A 17840-nucleotide genomic window follows, 5' to 3' on the forward strand; every position below is an offset into this window, starting at 1 on the left:
TAGAGTTCGAAGGTTAAGATGAGAATCGCATTAGGTATCGAGTACAACGGTACAAACTACTTTGGTTGGCAGCGCCAAAGAGAAGTGAAAAGTGTCCAAGAAGAGCTAGAGAAAGCATTGTCCGTCGTCGCTAATCACCCAGTTGAAGTTCAGTGTGCTGGTCGGACAGACGCAGGCGTGCATGGCACGGGACAAGTTGTGCACTTTGATACCAACGTTACTCGAAAAATGGTAGCTTGGACCATGGGCGCAAACGCGAACATGCCAAGCGATATAGCGGTTCGTTGGGCTAAGGAAGTTTCAGATGATTTCCATGCAAGATTCTCAGCGACAGCTCGCCGTTATCGTTACATTATTTTCAATCATGCTTTACGTCCAGGCATCTTAAACTCGGGGGTTAGTCACTATCATGGTGAGCTCGACGAGAAAAAAATGCATGAAGCAGGGCAGTTCCTACTTGGCGAAAATGATTTTACGTCGTTTCGCGCGGCGCATTGTCAGTCTCGCAGCCCATTTCGAAACTTGATGCATCTGAACGTTACGCGCCATGGAAACTATGTGGTTATTGATATTAAAGCCAATGCGTTCGTGCATCATATGGTTCGTAATATCACGGGTAGCTTGATAAAAGTTGGACGTGGCGAAGAGAGTCCTGAATGGATCAAGTGGTTATTAGAAGCCAAAGATCGCAAACTAGCGGGTGCGACAGCGAAAGCGGAAGGTCTGTACCTGGTAGATGTAGACTACCCAGAAGAGTTTGGGTTACCTGAAGTGCCGATCGGTCCACTGTTTTTACCAGATAATTTGAACTAATTTTACAAACTTATTTCAAAATATCGGTAGTGTTTACATTGAATGTGAACGGAAAACATACGCTATTTACGATATCAAAAATAGGTACAACCAGTTTTTTATCTACAGTAGCTGCAAGATATGGTTTAATCCGTCGGTATTATGTCGAATTTATATCTTTCGCAATGAAGCGGAAGAGTTGAGAGAAAAGGTCTTCCATGAGTTGGCTTGAAAAGATTTTAGAGAAAAGCAATCTAGTAAGTTCACGCAAAGCTTCTATCCCAGAAGGTGTGTGGACTAAATGTACCTCTTGTGAACAGGTTTTATACCATGCTGAACTAGAGCGTAACTTAGAAGTTTGTCCAAAGTGTAACCATCACATGCGTATGAAAGCGCGTCGTCGTTTGGAAACATTTTTAGATGAAGGTAATCGAGTTGAATTAGGTTCTGAACTTGAGCCACAGGATAAACTGAAATTTAAAGATTCTAAGCGATACAAAGAGCGTATCTCTGCTGCACAAAAAAATAGCGGTGAGAAAGATGCGCTAGTTGTGATGCAGGGTGAATTGCTTGGTCTGCCGCTTGTGGCGTGTGCGTTTGAATTCTCCTTTATGGGTGGTTCAATGGGTTCAGTCGTTGGTGCTCGCTTTGTGAAAGCAGTGGATGCAGCCATTGAAAATAACTGTGCGCTTGTTTGTTTCTCAGCAAGTGGTGGTGCTCGTATGCAAGAGGCTTTAATGTCTCTTATGCAAATGGCAAAAACCAGTGCTGCGCTTGAGCGTTTATCAGAAAAAGGTCTGCCGTTTATTTCTGTTCTAACTGACCCTACAATGGGTGGTGTATCAGCAAGTTTGGCTATGTTGGGTGATATCAACATCGGTGAACCTAAGGCCCTCATTGGCTTTGCTGGTCGTCGTGTAATCGAGCAAACTGTACGTGAAGATCTTCCTGAAGGTTTCCAGCGTAGTGAGTTCCTGCTTGATCACGGTGCTATTGATATGATCGTTGACCGTCGTGAAATGCGTCAGCGTGTGGGTGGTCTTATCGCTAAGATGACTAACCACAAGTCTCCTTTGGTGGTTTCGGTTAACGAATCTCCAAATGAAGAGCCATATTCTGTACCAGAAGCGGACGAAAAAGGGTAAAGTATCAACTAACATAAAAACCAAAGAATTTAATGGTTAAAGTTAGATGACCCAAAACCCAATTCCTCAAGCCACATCTTCATTAGAGATGTGGCTTGATTATTTAGCAAATATTCATTCCTCAGCAATTGATCTAGGCTTAGACCGTGTCCAAGCGGTAGCAAACAAAGCCAATCTTACCAAACCAGCTCCAACCGTAATCACCGTTGCCGGAACCAATGGCAAAGGCTCAACGTGTGCGTTAATGGAAGCCATTTTACTTGATGCTGGCTATTCAGTCGGTGTTTATAGTTCTCCGCACCTGATTCGTTACAACGAGCGTGTACGCATTAATGGCGTTGACGTTGTAGATGCCAAGCACTGTGAAGCATTCGATTATGTAGAAAAGCAGCGTGGTGATGTTAGCCTTAGCCTCTTTGAATTCGGTACGCTTGCTGCGCTACGTATTTTCCAAGTAGAGAAAGTTGACGTTGTCTTACTTGAAGTAGGACTTGGCGGCCGTCTAGACGCCACTAATGTTGTTGACCATGATGTTTCTGTTATTACGAGCTTAGCGATCGATCATGTGGATTGGCTTGGTGATGACATCAATGTTATTGGTTTTGAAAAAGCGGGCATTTACCGTTCAGGGAAGCCAGCAATTTGTGGTCAACCGACGCCACCAGCGACCGTGGCGGCTCATGCTGACGATATTGGTTCTGAGTTCTTCCAAGTAGGTATTCAGTACGATTACCAACTAACTGATAATGGTTGGAAATGGAGCAGTGGGGCATTTGAGTTAGAGGATTTACCAATCCCATCGCTACCATTACAAAATGCAGCCACTGCACTGATGGCACTAGGGGCTTCGGAATTGCAAATCACTGACATAAATATTGTCAATGGCTTGAATAATGCGCGTTTGGCGGGGCGTATGCAAGTACTGCATCACGAACCTGAAATAGTCCTTGATGTCGCTCATAACCCGCACTCTGCTGAGTATTTGGTAGAAAGAGTGAAGCAACAATATCTGGGTAAGAATATCCATATTGTGGTTGCAATGCTGCATGACAAGGACATTAAAGCAACCATTGAAGCGCTAACTCCAGTTGCAACACAATGGTATCCAGCGTCGCTTACTGGACCGAGAGCGGCGACCGCTGATGAATTGTGCCAATACTTACCTGATGGGCAAGTTCATTTTGAAAACCCTGTTGACGCCTTCGAGAGTGCGAGAAGCCACGCAAAGGCAGGAGACGTTATTCTGGTGGTTGGCTCATTCCATACCGTCGGAGAGGTATTGGAACATTGGCAATCAAATAATAAATAAGTAAAGGTATTTTGATGGCAAGTAAATTCCAAAGTCGTTTAGTCGGCACCATCATTCTAGTCGCAGTCGGAGTCATTGTTCTTCCCGATGTGCTAGATGGTAAGAAACTGCACTACAAAGAAGAATTTGCCAGTATTCCTATCAAACCAGAACTTGATAGTGATGTGGAAAACTTCGAAATATTAGAGCCAGTGGAAGACGACATTACGTTACCGGATTCTCCGGTTGAAGCTGTAGTGCAAGAACGTGAGGATGCTCAAGTAGCCGTTTCTGAGCCCGAGCCAGTGCCAACATCTAAACCTGAGGTCATCAAACAACCAGAGCAAGTTGAGGTCGTCACTCGTCCTGTTCAAGAGAAAAATCAATATGAAGATTCAGCTTGGATCATTCAGTTGATGGCACTTAAGAATCACGAAAATGCTGTCGCGCTTGTCGCGGATTTGCAAAAGCGTGGTTATCAAGCTCACACAAAGAAAGAAAACGAGTTTACGAGAGTGATTGTTGGCCCTGATGTGTCAAAAAGTAAACTTGAACGACAAGTTCAAGAATTACAAAAAATTACAGGTTCAAAAGGTCAATTGCTTAAATTTAAGCCATTAAATCCATAAGAAAACGTTTGCGTCAGCATTTTTTCTGTTAAAATGCGCGCCAACTTAAGATGAAGAAAAGATGAATTGGATAGATTTTATCATTTTAGGTGTGATCGGATTTTCAGCTCTGATCAGTTTAGTTCGCGGTTTTGCTAAAGAAGCTTTGTCTTTGGTGATTTGGTTCGGAGCGTTTTTTATCTCCAGTAATTACTATGCCAAATTGGCGGTGTACTTCACCAACATCGAAGATGACATGTTTCGTAACGGAGCGGCGATTGCGGCTTTATTTGTCGCGACCTTGGTAGTTGGTGCAGTGGTGAATTACGTCATTGGTCAACTGGTACAAAAAACAGGGCTATCAGGTACGGACCGAATTCTTGGGATTGTATTTGGTGGTCTACGCGGAGTCTTAATTGTTTCTGCGGTGCTGTTTTTTATGGATGCGTTTACTGCATTCCCAAGCTCGGATTGGTGGAAAGATTCACAGTTGATCCCTGAGTTCAGCCGTATCATCGCCCCATTCTTCGAGCATTTACAAGCAACATCAAGTTTTCTGTCTGGCACTATCTAGTAGTGCCAGCTACTGTCGCAAATCGAGGATTAGGACATGTGTGGTATTGTTGGAATCGTGGGCACAACGCCTGTAAACCAGTCTATTTATGACGCGTTAACGGTGTTACAGCATCGTGGCCAAGATGCCGCTGGTATTTGTACCATAGAAAGCAATCGTTTTCGTCTGCGCAAGGCGAACGGTTTAGTCAAGGATGTATTTGAAGCAAGACATATGCAGCGCCTGCAAGGCGAGGTCGGAATTGGTCATGTTCGTTACCCAACAGCAGGCAGTTCAAGCGCTTCAGAAGCTCAACCTTTCTACGTAAACTCTCCTTTCGGTATTACACTTGCCCACAATGGCAACTTGACCAACGCTAACGAAGTTCGTCAAAAGCTGTTTGAAAAAGATCGCCGTCATATCAATACCACTTCAGACTCCGAAGTATTACTAAATGTACTGGCACACGAAATTGACTCAGTAAAAGGAAATGTCACGACAGAAGACGTATTCCGCGCAGTCACCAATGTGCATCGCACAATTCGGGGTGCTTACGCTGTGACTGCCATGATTATCGGTCATGGTATGATTGCGTTTCGTGACCCACACGGTATTCGCCCTCTATGTTTAGGTAAGCGTGAAGTTAATGGCAGAGCGGAGTACATGGTTGCGTCTGAATCGGTAGCATTGGATGCCGTCGGTTTTGATTTTGTTCGTGATGTTGCACCTGGTGAGGCGATCTACGCAACGTTTGACGGTGAACTGTACACGAAGCAGTGTGCAGACAATCCTAAGCTGAACCCTTGTATTTTCGAGTTCGTGTATTTTGCTCGTCCAGACTCGTTCATCGATAAAATTTCGGTATACAGTGCTCGCGTTGAAATGGGTAAAAAGTTAGGCGAACGTATTCGTGAAGACTACGCAAATCTTGATATTGATGTCGTTATTCCTATCCCTGAAACTTCATGTGATATCGCACTTCAAATCGCTCAAGCGATCGATATCCCTTACCGCCAAGGCTTCGTGAAAAACCGTTACGTGGGACGTACGTTTATCATGCCTGGTCAGCAACAACGTAAGAAATCTGTACGTCGCAAGTTGAATGCAATTCGTTCGGAGTTCAAAGATAAGAATGTGTTGCTGGTGGATGACTCTATCGTTCGTGGTACTACGTCAGAACAAATCATCGAAATGGCACGTGATTCTGGTGCGAAGAAAGTGTACATGGTATCAGCAGCACCAGAAGTTCGATTCCCGAACGTGTACGGCATTGATATGCCAAGTGCTACCGAGCTTATTGCTCATGGCCGTGACAACGATACAATTTGTAAGCAGATTGGTGCTGATGCATTGATTTATCAACGTCTAGAAGACTTGGTTGAGGCAGTCGGTCTTGGAAACCAAGATATTACTCAGTTCGATACATCCGTGTTTAACGGCGAATACGTAACGGGTGATATTGACCAACAATACCTAGACTTCTTAGATGGTCTTCGTAACGATGATGCGAAAACACAACTTGAAATCCAACAGGATTTAGCAAACCTAGAGCTGCATAACGAAGGCGCATAATAGGCGTTTTCTTGAGGCGTAAAAAAAACCAGAGATCCGGCTCTGGTTTTTTGTATTCGCTATCGAATTAGTGAATGTTGTAAGCGATCACAAAGTCGATAAAGAGACGAACTTTCTCTGGCAGGTGATCTTTGTGGTTGTAAAGCATATAAATGTCGCGCGGGTTTGCACTCCAATCTGGCAGTATGCGTACCAAATCGCCGCTTTCGATGTATTCTTTGATCATGACATCTGGCATTAGCGTGATGCCTAAACCTTCGGAACAAGCACTGCGTACTACATTTAGTGCATTCGCCTGAAAGCGACCACGATCAACGTTTACGACAGACTCGCCTTTGCTATTAATTAAGGTCCACTTGATAAGAGGGTAGCCTTTTAGCAATGAATGGTTAGAGAGCTCTTCTGCGTGGTTTGGTGCTGGATTCGAGGCAAGGTAGTCAGGACTTGCGACAAGAATATCCTTCACTTCGCCAATCTTACGTGCGATCAGGCTAGAATCACGTTGGGGCCCCACTCGAAAAATGACATCCCATTCAGTAGGGTCAAGCTTGTCTGCATTATTTTCTGTCGTTAGTTCGATATTGATGTCCGGATACTGCTTCATAAAGCTGTTGAACATCGGCATCATCATGCGCTTAGTTAAGTTATAAGGCGCCGATATCTTAATCTTGCCTGATGCTCCTCGGCAGTCGTCAGTGATTTCCTCTGCTGCCGTGGTTAGCCTTTGTAGCAAAGGAGAGCACTCATGGTAAAAACGTTCCCCGGCTTCTGTAAGCGAGAGTTTGCGAGCGTGACGGTTCAACAGTCGAAGATTGACAGAGTCTTCTAGCGCTTGAATGCGTCGGGTGATGGTCGCAACCGGGATCATGGTTTTTCGCGAAGTTGCGGTGTAGCTCCCATTTTCGACAACCAGTCGAAACAGGTTTAAGTCATCTAATTTCATATTTCCAGACACATTAAATTACCGATTACGGCTAATTTATAATTAACTTTGTGATCAAAGCTTGCTTTAAGTCAACATGTTGCATCATTTGAACACAGCAACCCTGTTTGAGTAAATACTGTTATACCCCGTAATATTTGTATAAACGCCGTTTTCAAGCTACGTTTTATAACAAGGCGGAACGGCCTCAAGTCTTGCTGCGCAACGTTTCGCCGGATGTAAACACAACAAAAATAATGACTTAATAATAAATCTGTTTTTTGACTTAGCTTTGTGAGGTGTAAAGGTATGTTTAAGACTCACAGTCAAACGGCAATGGTCTCGGCACAGGAAGTGGTTAATCAAAAACTAATTATGTTGGTAGATGATGATCCAATATTTCGTAAAGTAACCAATGCTTATTTAGAAAGTCAGGGTTTTAAAGTAGTAGAAGCTGAAAACGGCCTAGAGGCGCTTCAACAACTCAGGGAATGCCAACCCGATCTTATCTTGTGTGATTTATCGATGCCGGTATTAGATGGCATTGAATTCGTCGAAGAAGTCAGTCTTGAATATCCATACTTGCCGCTTATCGTGGTATCCGGCACGGATGAAATGTCCGATGTCGCGAAAGCGTTGCGATTTGGTATTAAAGATTTTCTTCCTAAACCGATAGGTAATTATGAGCACCTATCTCAGGCGATAGACAATACGCTCGAAGATACCGATAGCCATTTCTCAGAACAGCGAGACTTTTCAAGTCAGTGGTTCCGAGTCGATGACGGTGGCGAAATCCCAGATGAGCAAGAGCTTCACTGGCATCTAGAGTATTTGCAGCAGAACCCGAGTGCTGCAAGAGATTTACTGCATGCTCTATTGCCAGAGAAAGATGCTTCTCAAGGTGATTGGCGCTGCTCATACCGTTTATTGCAATCGACGGACGTTATGCCACTGGTGTTCGATTATCGTTGGTTAATGAACGGGCAATTTGCGTTCTATCTCGTTGACTCTGCTTCCCAGAGTAATGATGGTGTCGCGACGACATTGCTTGTTAGGGCTTTGTTTGACGATTACCTGCGTAATTTGAAGAGTTTCAGTGCTGATCTGAAGGATATGGTAGGGATCATTGAAAAAGGAATCGAGTGTTCAGAGTGCGCTGGTGCGGTTAATGCTGTATTTGGTGTCGCTGATCTGGCTTCGTCCTCCGTTTCTATCCTGCCTGCGGGTTTAGATAGCCATTGGTCTGACGGAAATACTAATCAACATATCGCGGCAGGTAACTGTTTAGGGGCAGGAAGTATGAAAAACTTCATAACCCGAGATTTACCGCTAGGTGTTGCTGGTCAGTTATCCATCGGTTGTTTAGGCTCTTCAAGTTTTAGCTTAAATATTGCCCGGAAATCAAGACTGGTATAATTCTGACTTCATAACACAATAAGCAGCGTCTCGGCGCTGCTTATTGTCTTTTTAGAACCACAAAAAACAACAAATGCCCGAACAATAACCTTACTTTTTGCTGGTGTTTAGATTTGGCTGTTTAAGGTATAGTCAACGCCTAAAACAATAATGACCCATTTGTGCAACGATAATTTAACGCTGTGCCTTGGGAGAAGCAAAGTCAACTAGTGAGAAGATACATCATGGCAGACAAAGATTTTAAAGAGCCTTATAATATTTTTTACTTTTTAGGTTTCATTGCAGTACTTTTAATTCCAACACTACCTGCAACGCTAACCTGGCTTCGTGTAATGAATGGTTACGCAGGCTTTTAATCTAGCTATTTTGTACCGGAGTTCACCATTCGTATTAAGCGTTACTTTTTCAATACCGTTGGTGGACTCTGTATTGTGCTCGGCATTGCCGGCATAGCCCTTCCGCTTTTACCCACCACTCCTTTCATTCTACTTGCTAGTGCATGTTTTATGCGTGGTAGCCCCGCATTTCATCATTGGCTACATAACCACAAAACGTTTGGACCGATTCTCGATAATTGGCATAAGCACCGGGCTGTTACTTCAAAAGTAAAACAGCGTGGCGCCATTTTTATTGCACTTAGTTTCATGGTTTCAATCGTTGTTGTTCCCCTTGTTTGGGTGAAAATTGGTCTTTTAGTGATGCTAATCGTTTTACTCGGCTGGTTTATGCGTCTGCCTGTGATTGAGTTGGTTGCTGACAGAGAAGAAAATCACTAAGATTGTAGAGAATAGTGTGCCCGCTCTTCGAGTGGGCGTTTGTATTTTCAGCGCCTGTGACTGTTACGAAAATAAGCACATAGTGGTGAAAACCTATTGTTCGTTGCCCTCGTGATACTGCGATTAGAGAGGGCGATGAGCCAATCTAAGTAAATCGGTATTATGACTACAGAAACAATTTCACTGATCAAATCTAGCATCAAAAGCATCCAAGACTACCCAAAGCCAGGCATTCTATTTCGTGATGTGACGAGCCTTCTTGAAGACGCAAAAGCATACCAAGCGACGATCAACCTTCTTGTTGAACGTTACAAAGATATGGGCTTTACCAAGGTTGTGGGTACGGAAGCTCGTGGCTTTTTATTTGGTGCGCCTTTAGCGCTTGAGCTAGGTGTTGGTTTTGTACCAGTGCGTAAACCAGGCAAGCTACCACGTCCTACTGTTGCTCAATCTTATGAGCTTGAATACGGCGTTGATACACTAGAAATCCATACAGATGCCATCGTTGAAGGCGACAAAGTACTGGTTGTCGACGATTTATTGGCAACGGGCGGCACTATTGAAGCGACGACTAAGCTGATTCGCCAACTGGGCGGTGAAGTTGAGCACGCTGCGTTCGTTATCAACCTACCAGAAATCGGTGGTGATAAACGTTTAGAAGCACTAGGTCTAAACGTATACAGCATTTGCGATTTTGAAGGACATTAATACATTCAATGAGTTATTTAGCTTTAGCGCGAAAATGGCGTCCTAATCAGTTTGACCAAGTTGTCGGACAAAAACATGTCCTGACGGCGTTGGAAAACGCACTGGCGCAAAACCGTTTACACCATGCTTATCTGTTCAGCGGGACTCGTGGTGTGGGTAAAACGAGTATCGGTAGGTTGTTTGCCAAAGGCTTGAACTGCGAAACCGGTATTACCGCGACACCTTGTGGTAAGTGCGATACTTGTCGTGAAATTGATGAAGGTCGCTTTGTCGATCTTCTTGAAATCGATGCGGCATCACGTACTAAAGTTGAAGACACTCGCGAACTGTTAGACAACGTTCAATACAAACCTGCTCGTGGACGTTTTAAAGTGTACCTCATCGATGAGGTACACATGCTATCGCGTCACTCTTTCAATGCGTTGTTGAAAACCCTGGAAGAGCCGCCAGAGTATGTGAAGTTCTTACTCGCGACAACCGATCCACAAAAGCTGCCAGTTACTATATTGTCGCGTTGTCTACAGTTCCATCTCAAACCGATCAGCGTTGATGATATTCATCAGCAACTTGACTACATTTTGGGTCAAGAGCAAGTATCGGCAGAACCAAAAGCACTAGGTATGATTTCACATGCTGCAGATGGCAGTATGCGTGATGCTCTCAGCTTGACCGATCAAGCAATTGCTTTAGGTAACGGTGCGGTGCAAACTGATATTGTCAGCCACATGTTGGGGACGATTGATACCGACCAAGCGATTCACTTACTAGAGTCAATCAGCAGCAAGCAACCTCAACAAGCCATGGATAAAATCCAGCAATTAGCAGCAAATGGTGTTGAGTGGGATGGTTTGTTGCAGCAAGTCGCAACACAGCTTCATCGAATTGCGATGTATCAAGCGCTGCCAGCGTCGCTAGACCGAGCGCAGCCAGATGCAGAAAAAATCGAGTTGTTGAGTAAAGCACTAAGTCCGCAAGACGTTCAGCTTTACTACCAAATTGCATTGAAAGGTCGTGAAGATTTGACTCTCTCGCCAAATGGGCGAGTCGGTCTGGAAATGATTGTGCTGCGTATGATGGCGTTCCGCCCATCAAATAACAGTGGGGCAAATGTTGTTTCTAGTAACTGCGAACCAGCTTCAGCCCCAGCTCAAAGTGCCAGTCAGTCAAAGACTGCACCAGCTCAGACAGTAGCTGCTCCTCGAACTCAGCAGCCGAGTCCAGCGCAAAGCTCACCACAAGTTGCGCCTCAACCTTCATCCAATTCACAACCTGAGTATCACGCGAGTGGATATGAGGCGGTTCCGCCACAGTATGATATGGCGCCGCCGATGAGCGAAAACCCTGCACCGCAGCATGAAACGCCACCTCAACAAGTGCAAGAGAGCGTTTCAACACCGGCGCGCGGCGGTCTAAGCGGTTTACGTCACCAATTACGTTCTCAGCGTCAAGGCCTACAACAGAACACTCCTCAAAATGGTGGCTCAAAAAAGCCTAAAGCGGCATCTGCACAACCAGAATCGGTTATCGACCGAGTAGCGCAATTGCATGGCAATTCCGCGCAGGTGTCGCCAAACTCAGCTCCGAAGTCGACGGAGCCACAAGTTGAGGAAGCGTATCGCTGGCGTCCAAGCAAGCCTGTTGAGACAAAAGTGAATACAAAACTGACACCTACGCAGCTCAAGCAGGCACTTGAGCATGAGAAAACGCCTGAAATGGCACAAAAGCTCATCGATGAATCGTTAGAACATAATGAATGGGCGAAGCTAATCAGTTTAATGGAGATCCCTAAGCTGGTAGAGCAACTTGCGCTAAACTCTCATTATAGTAAGGAAGGAACAACCGTTTCGTTACTATTGAGAAGCAGCCAAGCTCATTTGAATACTGATAGAGCTCAAGCCGAATTGCTTAAAGCACTTAATACCGTGTTAGGTGAAGAGTGCCACATGAGCATCGAAATAGGGGAGAGTGGAGAAACACCACTTGAACTTAGAGATAGGCTCTATCAAGAGAAATTACAGCAAGCGCTGAATAGTTTAGAAAACGATCCAAATGTTCAATTTATTGAACGTCGTTTTGCTGCAGAGCTTGATAAAGATAGTGTGCGCCCTATCTAATAATCGAATGGAATGGGGTTGAAAACCCAAAAGTATAACCCCATTAATTGATGCAACACCTCATTAAACCAGAGAGATAAACATGTTTGGTAAAGGCGGTATGGGCAACCTAATGAAGCAAGCCCAGCAAATGCAAGATCGCATGCAAAAGCTTCAAGAAGAAATCGCGAATATGGAAGTAACTGGCGAGTCTGGTGCTGGCCTAGTAAAAGTTACTATCACTGGTAGTCACAGCGTACGTCGTGTTGACATCGATGAAAGTTTGATGGAAGACGACAAAGAAATGCTTGAAGATTTGATCGCTGCGGCGTTCAACGATGCGGCCCGTCGTGTTGAAGAAACTCAAAAAGAGAAAATGGCTTCTGTAACTGGCGGTATGCAACTACCACCAGGTATGAAAATGCCATTCTAATCTGCTGATATTTAATTAAGCGGACTTTTAATGCGTACCAGTCATATGCTGGAGCAATTGATGGAGGCCTTACGTTGTCTACCTGGGGTTGGCCCCAAGTCGGCGCAGCGTATGGCCTTTCATTTGTTACAGCGCGATAGAAAAGGCGGTTTGCAACTTGCAGATGCGCTTAGCCAGGCAATGACAGAAATCGGTCATTGTACTGAGTGTCGAACCTTCACCGAAGAAGAAGTCTGTCATATTTGTACCAACCCAAAACGCCAAGAAAATGGTCAAATTTGTGTGGTAGAAAGCCCGGCAGACATTGCTGCAGTCGAAGCAACGGGCCAGTATTCTGGTCGATACTTTGTTCTTATGGGACATTTGTCACCACTAGACGGTATTGGTCCAAGTGATATTGGGCTGGATGTGCTTGATTACCGCTTACGTCGCGGTGATATAGCCGAAGTGATTTTGGCAACAAACCCGACGGTTGAAGGCGAAGCCACTGCACATTACATCGCAGAGCTATGTAAAGAACACCAAGTTGATGCCAGCCGCATCGCGCATGGTGTGCCTGTCGGTGGAGAGCTTGAGCTTGTCGATGGCACGACGTTGTCACACTCGCTGTTAGGTCGACACAGAATTTAATAAAAAGCCGCTGAATTCAGCGGTTTTTTTGATTTTGGGAGTTGGGAACGATTAATCGTTCGATTCTTTACCAAGAAGATTTTTGTAGATAACCGCACCAAGCACGCCACCCACAATAGGAGCAACCCAGAACAGCCATAATTGAGAAACTGCCCAGTCACCCATATACATTGCGACTGCTGTACTACGAGCCGGGTTTACTGAGGTGTTTGTCACAGGAATGCTGATCAGGTGAATAAGAGTCAGACACAAACCAATCGCTATAGGTGCAAAACCTTGAGGTGCACGTTTGTCTGTCGCCCCCATGATCACGATAAGGAACATCATCGTCATCACGACTTCAGAAACTAGCGCAGCAAGCATGGAGTACTGACCCGGCGAGTGTTCACCATAACCGTTGGCGGCAAAGCCAGAACCCACAACATCAAATCCAGCTTGTCCTGTCGCGATGACATAAAGAATGCCACCAGCGATCAGCCCGCCGATCACTTGTGCGATGATGTAAGGCGCAACGTCTTTTGTCTCAAAACGACCGCCTGCCCAAAGGCCAACCGTCACAGCAGGGTTCAAATGGCAACCTGAAATATGACCGATTGCAAATGCCATGGTTAAAACGGTTAAACCAAAGGCCAGAGCGACACCCAGCAGACCAATCCCCACGTCTGGAAAACCTGCAGCCAACACTGCGCTACCGCAGCCGCCCAATACTAGCCAGAACGTACCAAAAGCCTCTGCCAAATACTTGTTCATGTTATTTCCTAATTTCTACTTAAATGACCCGCTGAACATAGTTGAGAATTGTCAATAAAGTGTGAGGGAGATCGCGTAAAGACTGCAAATAGGACGGTATGTGGCAAGAGTTCTCAAGGATGAGAGAAAAGCAAGGAGAGGAGAGGTTGAATCTTAAGGTTGCCTTGGCCATCACTACCTGAGTAACAGCCAAGGCAAAGTAGGTTTTAGCTAAATGCGACGAAAGGTGATAAGCACAACAAAATACCAGTCGCAATAATCAAGTAAAGCGACGCGCCTTTGTATTTGTGTAAAGAAGGCACTTGGTAGACAAGGTAAGCTGGAATCAAACAGCCAATCAAACCAAAGATAGGGCTACATACTGATGTGAAGCTCAGAACTGGTAGATTCAATACAATTGCACCCCACGCCATGAGAATCGCAAAGAGAATGATTCCCTTGGTGACTAAGTCTTTATTGATCTTATCTTCAGGCATGACCTTTTTTAGAGCCAGCATCGCTAGACCTTGGCAAGAATCGCGGAAACCTAAGTACACGCCAAAAAACGCAGTCATTACTGAGAAAATATTCAGCATCAAACTCATTAGTTTTAGCGTCGTGCCGTCCATGCCTTGCGCAACCATCGCAAGAGCAGAGATGTTCTCTTCTGCTGCTTTAACCGCTTGTTCATGTGACATCGCAAGCGTAAAGGAAATCGCGTAGAAGAAGACGGTCACAAACAAGATACCGAAAGCAATTCTCATTGCGCGCATGGCTTTAAAGCGAGCAACCTCAATCGATTTTTCTTTTGATCGGTACGAGATCACCATTGGGCTCAAGCTTTGAATGAAGAGAATAGACGTTAGAGTAAACGGCAGTAGCTCAATTGCATCTTTCAAACCAGCGCCTGTTTCTGGAATTGCACCGACATTCGCTACATCCCATTTTTCGATCATCATGACGCCAAGTAATGCAACGGTACAAAGTTTAATCAGTACAAGACCAGTACTGACCTTAAACAAAATCTTTTCACCACGAGATGCAATAGCGACCAGCGCGCACACTAAAGCCAGACCATATAGCGGGTTTTCAGACAATAAACCTTCCGTGATGCCAAAACTATGTAGGAAAGATGCCGAGTCATTGTTGATAGCTGTTGAGTAAACAAAGACCCAAATCACCAACATGATGAAGTAGAGCACACCTAATAACGCCCCCCATTTGTTACCAAGGTAGCCGGAAATGACGCCAGCGTAATCTTGGCACTTTGGTGAACTTGAGAGAGTGTTGATGAAAAGGCGTTGGAATAAGTACATTGCTGGGTAGCCGATCACGGCAGAGGCCAAGAATACCCAAAGGCCCAATACGCCTACTTTTACTGGTAAAAAGACAATACCGGCACCGATTGCCATGCCGATACTCATGATCACCCATCCCCAGTCTGTGCTATCAAACTTGATCGCGGCTTTCCACTCGTCTAGGGCCATGCCTGCTTTTACGTGCGGTGGCTCTTTACCGATAGGTAAGGTTTGTGTAGGTGCTGTCACGCTCATTTTATTGTTTCTCTTGTTAGTATGAATTTTTCTCAAATTTAATTGAGAAAATGTATATCACCAATTTTTTTGTGGAAAATTCAGATAAATTTGAGATCTTGGCGAAGGAGTTCAAATAAATTGGAGTTTTTAACGAATTTTGTGATCTGATCTAGTTGTTTGATTCATATTTAATTGAAAAAATAACGCTAATACGGAAGTTGAATTAGAAACTTCTTAATAAAAAATAAAATTTATGTGAGGATTTAAAAATGAAAAAATTGATTTCATCTGAACACGCGCCTGCTGCTATCGGACCTTATTCACATGGCACTAGCTATGGCGATTTGATTTTTACTTCTGGCCAATTACCCGTTGATAAGGCAACAGGAAAAGTCGTTGAAGGCGGCATCAGTGCACAAAGTCATCAATCTCTTACTAACTTGAAGCACGTTTTAGAGGCTGGTGGTGGCAGTATCGATACTGTTTTAAAAACAACGTGTTACCTATCGAATATTAATGACTTTGCCGAGTTTAACAAGGTCTACGCAGAGTTTTTCCAACAAGATTGTCCGGCACGCAGTTGCTTCGCAGTGAAAGATTTGCCTCTTGGCGTGTTAATTGAAGTCGAAGCGATTGCTCATAAAAAGTAATACGGAGAACAGAGCATGAACCAGCAATGGACACAATATATCCAAATCATTAAGCAAGTTGTGAAACCTGCATTAGGATGTACAGAACCCATTGCTGCTGCGTACGCGGCAGCAGTTGCTAGAAAAGAGTTAGGCACATCCGATATTGATGCGATAGAGGTGCGTGTTTCAGACAACCTATTTAAAAACTCGATGGGTGTTTTCGTACCCGGAACGGGCAAGATAGGCCTCAAAATTGCCGCCTCAGTTGGTGCATTAGCCGGTGACCCAACAGCAGAACTGGAAGTGTTGGCTCGGATTAATGAGCAGGATGTCGCTGCTGCGCAACAATTGATAGATGAAGAGCGGGTAACTGTAGCGCGCATGGATACGCAAGAATTCATTTATTGCAGCGTAACGCTCACCTCTGGTGACGATGTTGTTTCGGTCACGATCAGTGGCGGTCACACCAACATTCTCCAAATCATGCGTAATGGCGACTTGATTTTTGATGCACCACCACAGCAACGCGTTGCAACCGCTTCCGTTTGTGAAGGTGTGGATATTTCGATCAAACAAATCTATGAGTTTGCCACTCAAGCGCCTTTTGAAGAGATCAAATTCATTCTCCAAGCTGCAGAGCTTAATACCTTGTTGGCTCAAGAGGGGATCGACCGAGGTTACGGCCTAGAAATTGGACGCACGCTAAAAGGCAACATCGAGCAAGGCTTATTAGGCAATGACTTAATGAGTCGCATACAAATGATGACATCCGCGGCGTCTGATGCTCGCATGGGAGGGGCGACGTTGCCAGCCATGAGCAATTTCGGCAGTGGGAACCAAGGTATTGCCGCTACAATGCCAGTTGTAGTTGCGGCAGAAGTATTCCAAAACGACGAAGAACAGTTGGCTCGTGCGTTGATCATGAGCCATTTAGGGGCTATTTACATCAAATCTTATTACCCACCGTTATCCGCATTTTGTGGCAACACTGTTACCAGTGCGGCAGCTTCTATGGCGCTGGTGTATTTAGCTGGTGGTACATTCGAGCAATCATGCTACGCCATTCAAAACGTCATCAGCGACAGTTCAGGCATGGTGTGCGATGGTGCGAAGTCCTCTTGTGCGATGAAAGTGTGTACTTCGTCGACAACGGCGGTGCGCTCATATTTGATGGCGATGGGTAACCACAGTGTTAAGAATCAAGGTATAGTAGGCGAAGAAGTTGAGCAAACGATAAGAAATGTTGGCTCAATGGTTCGTTTCGGTATGCCGTATACTGACAAATCTATTATCGATATTATGTCGGCCTAACCTCCAGTTTTTGCTAAGGGAAGTAACATTGCTACTAAAGAAACTCACCAAGAGTGATCTCGATATTTTGAACTCTATGAAAAACGTCGTGGATGGCATTGCACGTATGTATGGTGAACACACTGAAGTGGTTCTCCACAGCTTAGATGCCGAAGCGCCGGAAATCATCAAAATCGCAAACGGGCACGTGACGGAACGCAGTGAAGGTGCCCCAATTACCAACTTAGCGAGAATGAAGTTAAGAGAGGGCAAGGACGTTTCTGATTCGTACCTGACGAAAACGTCGAACGGAAAGACCTTGCACTCCATTACGACAATTGTCAGAAATCCAAAAAACAAACCGATTGGTTTGCTGTGTATCAACGTGGATATGGATGCACCGATGCAGGCGTTTTTAAAGGCAATGCTGCCTAAGCAACACACCGAGTGTTGTGTTGGTGGTGCTCGCTCACCAGAAACGTTTGCGCGTAATATCGATGAAACCATCATCAGCACGATAGAAACCGTGCAAACAGAAGTGTGGGAAAATGAAGCCATTGCGCCTTCTAAACGTAACCGTGAACTGGTGACGCGACTGCACGGCTTAGGCATTTTTAAATACAAAGATGCTGTTTTAATGGTTGCAAACCATCTTGGCATCTCGCGCGATACCATCTACTTGTACTTACGAGAGCTTGGTAACGACTAATCGGGGGCT

At 44.8% G+C, this 17840-nt stretch carries 19 protein-coding genes; 16 read left to right on the plus strand and 3 right to left on the minus strand.

Annotation, left to right across the window (positions count from 1 at the left end; all coding sequences use genetic code 11):
- The first annotated feature begins 18 nt into the window (after positions 1-18).
- From truA to purF, 6 genes are all read left to right on the plus strand, one after another.
- Positions 19-813 (plus strand): tRNA pseudouridine(38-40) synthase TruA, encoded by a 795-nt coding sequence (gene truA, locus J4N40_RS04775; RefSeq protein ID WP_005380566.1) that lies wholly within the window; start codon positions 19-21, stop codon positions 811-813.
- Positions 814-1010: 197 nt separating this feature from the next.
- Positions 1011-1937: an acetyl-CoA carboxylase, carboxyltransferase subunit beta gene (gene accD / locus J4N40_RS04780; protein ID WP_005380583.1), complete on the plus strand. Its 927-nt coding sequence runs from the start codon at positions 1011-1013 to the stop codon at positions 1935-1937.
- Positions 1938-1983: 46 nt separating this feature from the next.
- Positions 1984-3246, plus strand: coding sequence for a bifunctional tetrahydrofolate synthase/dihydrofolate synthase (folC, locus tag J4N40_RS04785; protein ID WP_005380586.1), 1263 nt, complete (start codon positions 1984-1986; stop codon positions 3244-3246).
- A gap of 14 nt (positions 3247-3260) precedes the next feature.
- Complete coding sequence (locus J4N40_RS04790) at positions 3261-3854, plus strand: SPOR domain-containing protein (protein ID WP_005380588.1); 594 nt, start codon at positions 3261-3263, stop codon at positions 3852-3854.
- Positions 3855-3915: 61 nt separating this feature from the next.
- Positions 3916-4407, plus strand: coding sequence for a CvpA family protein (locus tag J4N40_RS04795; protein WP_005380590.1), 492 nt, complete (start codon positions 3916-3918; stop codon positions 4405-4407).
- Between the two features lie 36 nt (positions 4408-4443).
- Positions 4444-5958: an amidophosphoribosyltransferase gene (gene purF / locus J4N40_RS04800; RefSeq protein WP_005397209.1), complete on the plus strand. Its 1515-nt coding sequence runs from the start codon at positions 4444-4446 to the stop codon at positions 5956-5958.
- Between the two features lie 67 nt (positions 5959-6025).
- Here the strand turns inward: purF and J4N40_RS04805 are convergent, their stop codons facing one another.
- Positions 6026-6901, minus strand: coding sequence for a LysR family transcriptional regulator (locus J4N40_RS04805; RefSeq protein WP_005397211.1), 876 nt, complete (start codon positions 6899-6901; stop codon positions 6026-6028).
- 288 nt (positions 6902-7189) lie between these two features.
- Between J4N40_RS04805 and J4N40_RS04810 the strand changes: the two genes are divergently transcribed.
- From J4N40_RS04810 to recR, 7 genes are all read left to right on the plus strand, one after another.
- A complete protein-coding gene (locus tag J4N40_RS04810; RefSeq protein ID WP_005397213.1) occupies positions 7190-8296 on the plus strand; it encodes a response regulator in 1107 nt (368 codons plus the stop codon).
- Between the two features lie 224 nt (positions 8297-8520).
- Positions 8521-8652, plus strand: coding sequence for a hypothetical protein (locus tag J4N40_RS24550; RefSeq protein ID WP_005380608.1), 132 nt, complete (start codon positions 8521-8523; stop codon positions 8650-8652).
- A 72-nt stretch (positions 8653-8724) separates the two neighbouring features.
- On the plus strand, positions 8725-9072 hold the full coding sequence (locus tag J4N40_RS04815) for a YbaN family protein (protein ID WP_043884580.1): 348 nt from the start codon (positions 8725-8727) through the stop codon (positions 9070-9072).
- Positions 9073-9234: 162 nt separating this feature from the next.
- On the plus strand, positions 9235-9780 hold the full coding sequence (apt, locus tag J4N40_RS04820) for an adenine phosphoribosyltransferase (RefSeq protein ID WP_005380615.1): 546 nt from the start codon (positions 9235-9237) through the stop codon (positions 9778-9780).
- An 8-nt stretch (positions 9781-9788) separates the two neighbouring features.
- On the plus strand, positions 9789-11894 hold the full coding sequence (dnaX, locus tag J4N40_RS04825) for a DNA polymerase III subunit gamma/tau (protein WP_250654388.1): 2106 nt from the start codon (positions 9789-9791) through the stop codon (positions 11892-11894).
- An 82-nt stretch (positions 11895-11976) separates the two neighbouring features.
- Positions 11977-12306, plus strand: coding sequence for a YbaB/EbfC family nucleoid-associated protein (locus tag J4N40_RS04830; RefSeq protein WP_005380618.1), 330 nt, complete (start codon positions 11977-11979; stop codon positions 12304-12306).
- 30 nt (positions 12307-12336) lie between these two features.
- Positions 12337-12936, plus strand: a complete 600-nt coding sequence (gene recR, locus J4N40_RS04835; protein WP_031780610.1) for a recombination mediator RecR — start codon at positions 12337-12339, stop codon at positions 12934-12936.
- Positions 12937-12987: 51 nt separating this feature from the next.
- On the opposite strand, the gene aqpZ is transcribed toward recR, so the two are convergent.
- Together aqpZ and J4N40_RS04845 are read right to left on the minus strand one after the other, a co-directional pair.
- The gene (gene aqpZ, locus J4N40_RS04840; protein WP_250654389.1) at positions 12988-13686 is read right to left on the minus strand and encodes an aquaporin Z; all 699 of its coding nucleotides are present in this window, start codon (positions 13684-13686) and stop codon (positions 12988-12990) included.
- Between the two features lie 206 nt (positions 13687-13892).
- Positions 13893-15152, minus strand: a complete 1260-nt coding sequence (locus tag J4N40_RS04845; RefSeq protein ID WP_250654469.1) for an SLC5/6 family protein — start codon at positions 15150-15152, stop codon at positions 13893-13895.
- Positions 15153-15469: 317 nt separating this feature from the next.
- Between J4N40_RS04845 and J4N40_RS04850 the strand changes: the two genes are divergently transcribed.
- The 3 genes from J4N40_RS04850 to J4N40_RS04860 are packed head-to-tail and all read left to right on the plus strand — an operon-like array spanning position 15470 to position 17831.
- Positions 15470-15850, plus strand: coding sequence for a RidA family protein (locus J4N40_RS04850; protein WP_005397224.1), 381 nt, complete (start codon positions 15470-15472; stop codon positions 15848-15850).
- A 15-nt stretch (positions 15851-15865) separates the two neighbouring features.
- A complete protein-coding gene (locus J4N40_RS04855) occupies positions 15866-17143 on the plus strand; it encodes an L-cysteine desulfidase family protein (RefSeq protein ID WP_085342863.1) in 1278 nt (425 codons plus the stop codon).
- 28 nt (positions 17144-17171) lie between these two features.
- Complete coding sequence (locus tag J4N40_RS04860; RefSeq protein WP_171058476.1) at positions 17172-17831, plus strand: helix-turn-helix transcriptional regulator; 660 nt, start codon at positions 17172-17174, stop codon at positions 17829-17831.
- The last annotated feature ends 9 nt before the right edge of the window (positions 17832-17840 follow it).

The organism is Vibrio sp. SCSIO 43097, assembly GCF_023650755.1.
GTDB lineage: Bacteria > Pseudomonadota > Gammaproteobacteria > Enterobacterales > Vibrionaceae > Vibrio > Vibrio alginolyticus.

What these genes read in the sequence shown, in the direction of transcription:
- J4N40_RS04795 (WP_005380590.1), top strand. Translation starts at nt 3,916, where the DNA reads ATGAATTGGATAGATTTTATCATTTTAGGTGTGATCGGATTTTCAGCT.
- J4N40_RS04855 (WP_085342863.1), top strand. Translation starts at nt 15,866, where the DNA reads ATGAACCAGCAATGGACACAATATATCCAAATCATTAAGCAAGTTGTG.
- apt (WP_005380615.1), top strand. Translation starts at nt 9,235, where the DNA reads ATGACTACAGAAACAATTTCACTGATCAAATCTAGCATCAAAAGCATC.
- J4N40_RS04830 (WP_005380618.1), top strand. Translation starts at nt 11,977, where the DNA reads ATGTTTGGTAAAGGCGGTATGGGCAACCTAATGAAGCAAGCCCAGCAA.
- dnaX (WP_250654388.1), top strand. Translation starts at nt 9,789, where the DNA reads ATGAGTTATTTAGCTTTAGCGCGAAAATGGCGTCCTAATCAGTTTGAC.
- aqpZ (WP_250654389.1), bottom strand. Translation starts at nt 13,686, where the DNA reads ATGAACAAGTATTTGGCAGAGGCTTTTGGTACGTTCTGGCTAGTATTG.
- purF (WP_005397209.1), top strand. Translation starts at nt 4,444, where the DNA reads ATGTGTGGTATTGTTGGAATCGTGGGCACAACGCCTGTAAACCAGTCT.
- J4N40_RS04790 (WP_005380588.1), top strand. Translation starts at nt 3,261, where the DNA reads ATGGCAAGTAAATTCCAAAGTCGTTTAGTCGGCACCATCATTCTAGTC.
- J4N40_RS04810 (WP_005397213.1), top strand. Translation starts at nt 7,190, where the DNA reads ATGTTTAAGACTCACAGTCAAACGGCAATGGTCTCGGCACAGGAAGTG.
- J4N40_RS24550 (WP_005380608.1), top strand. Translation starts at nt 8,521, where the DNA reads ATGGCAGACAAAGATTTTAAAGAGCCTTATAATATTTTTTACTTTTTA.
- J4N40_RS04805 (WP_005397211.1), bottom strand. Translation starts at nt 6,901, where the DNA reads ATGAAATTAGATGACTTAAACCTGTTTCGACTGGTTGTCGAAAATGGG.
- folC (WP_005380586.1), top strand. Translation starts at nt 1,984, where the DNA reads ATGACCCAAAACCCAATTCCTCAAGCCACATCTTCATTAGAGATGTGG.
- J4N40_RS04845 (WP_250654469.1), bottom strand. Translation starts at nt 15,152, where the DNA reads ATGGCCCTAGACGAGTGGAAAGCCGCGATCAAGTTTGATAGCACAGAC.
- recR (WP_031780610.1), top strand. Translation starts at nt 12,337, where the DNA reads ATGCGTACCAGTCATATGCTGGAGCAATTGATGGAGGCCTTACGTTGT.
- accD (WP_005380583.1), top strand. Translation starts at nt 1,011, where the DNA reads ATGAGTTGGCTTGAAAAGATTTTAGAGAAAAGCAATCTAGTAAGTTCA.
- truA (WP_005380566.1), top strand. Translation starts at nt 19, where the DNA reads ATGAGAATCGCATTAGGTATCGAGTACAACGGTACAAACTACTTTGGT.
- J4N40_RS04850 (WP_005397224.1), top strand. Translation starts at nt 15,470, where the DNA reads ATGAAAAAATTGATTTCATCTGAACACGCGCCTGCTGCTATCGGACCT.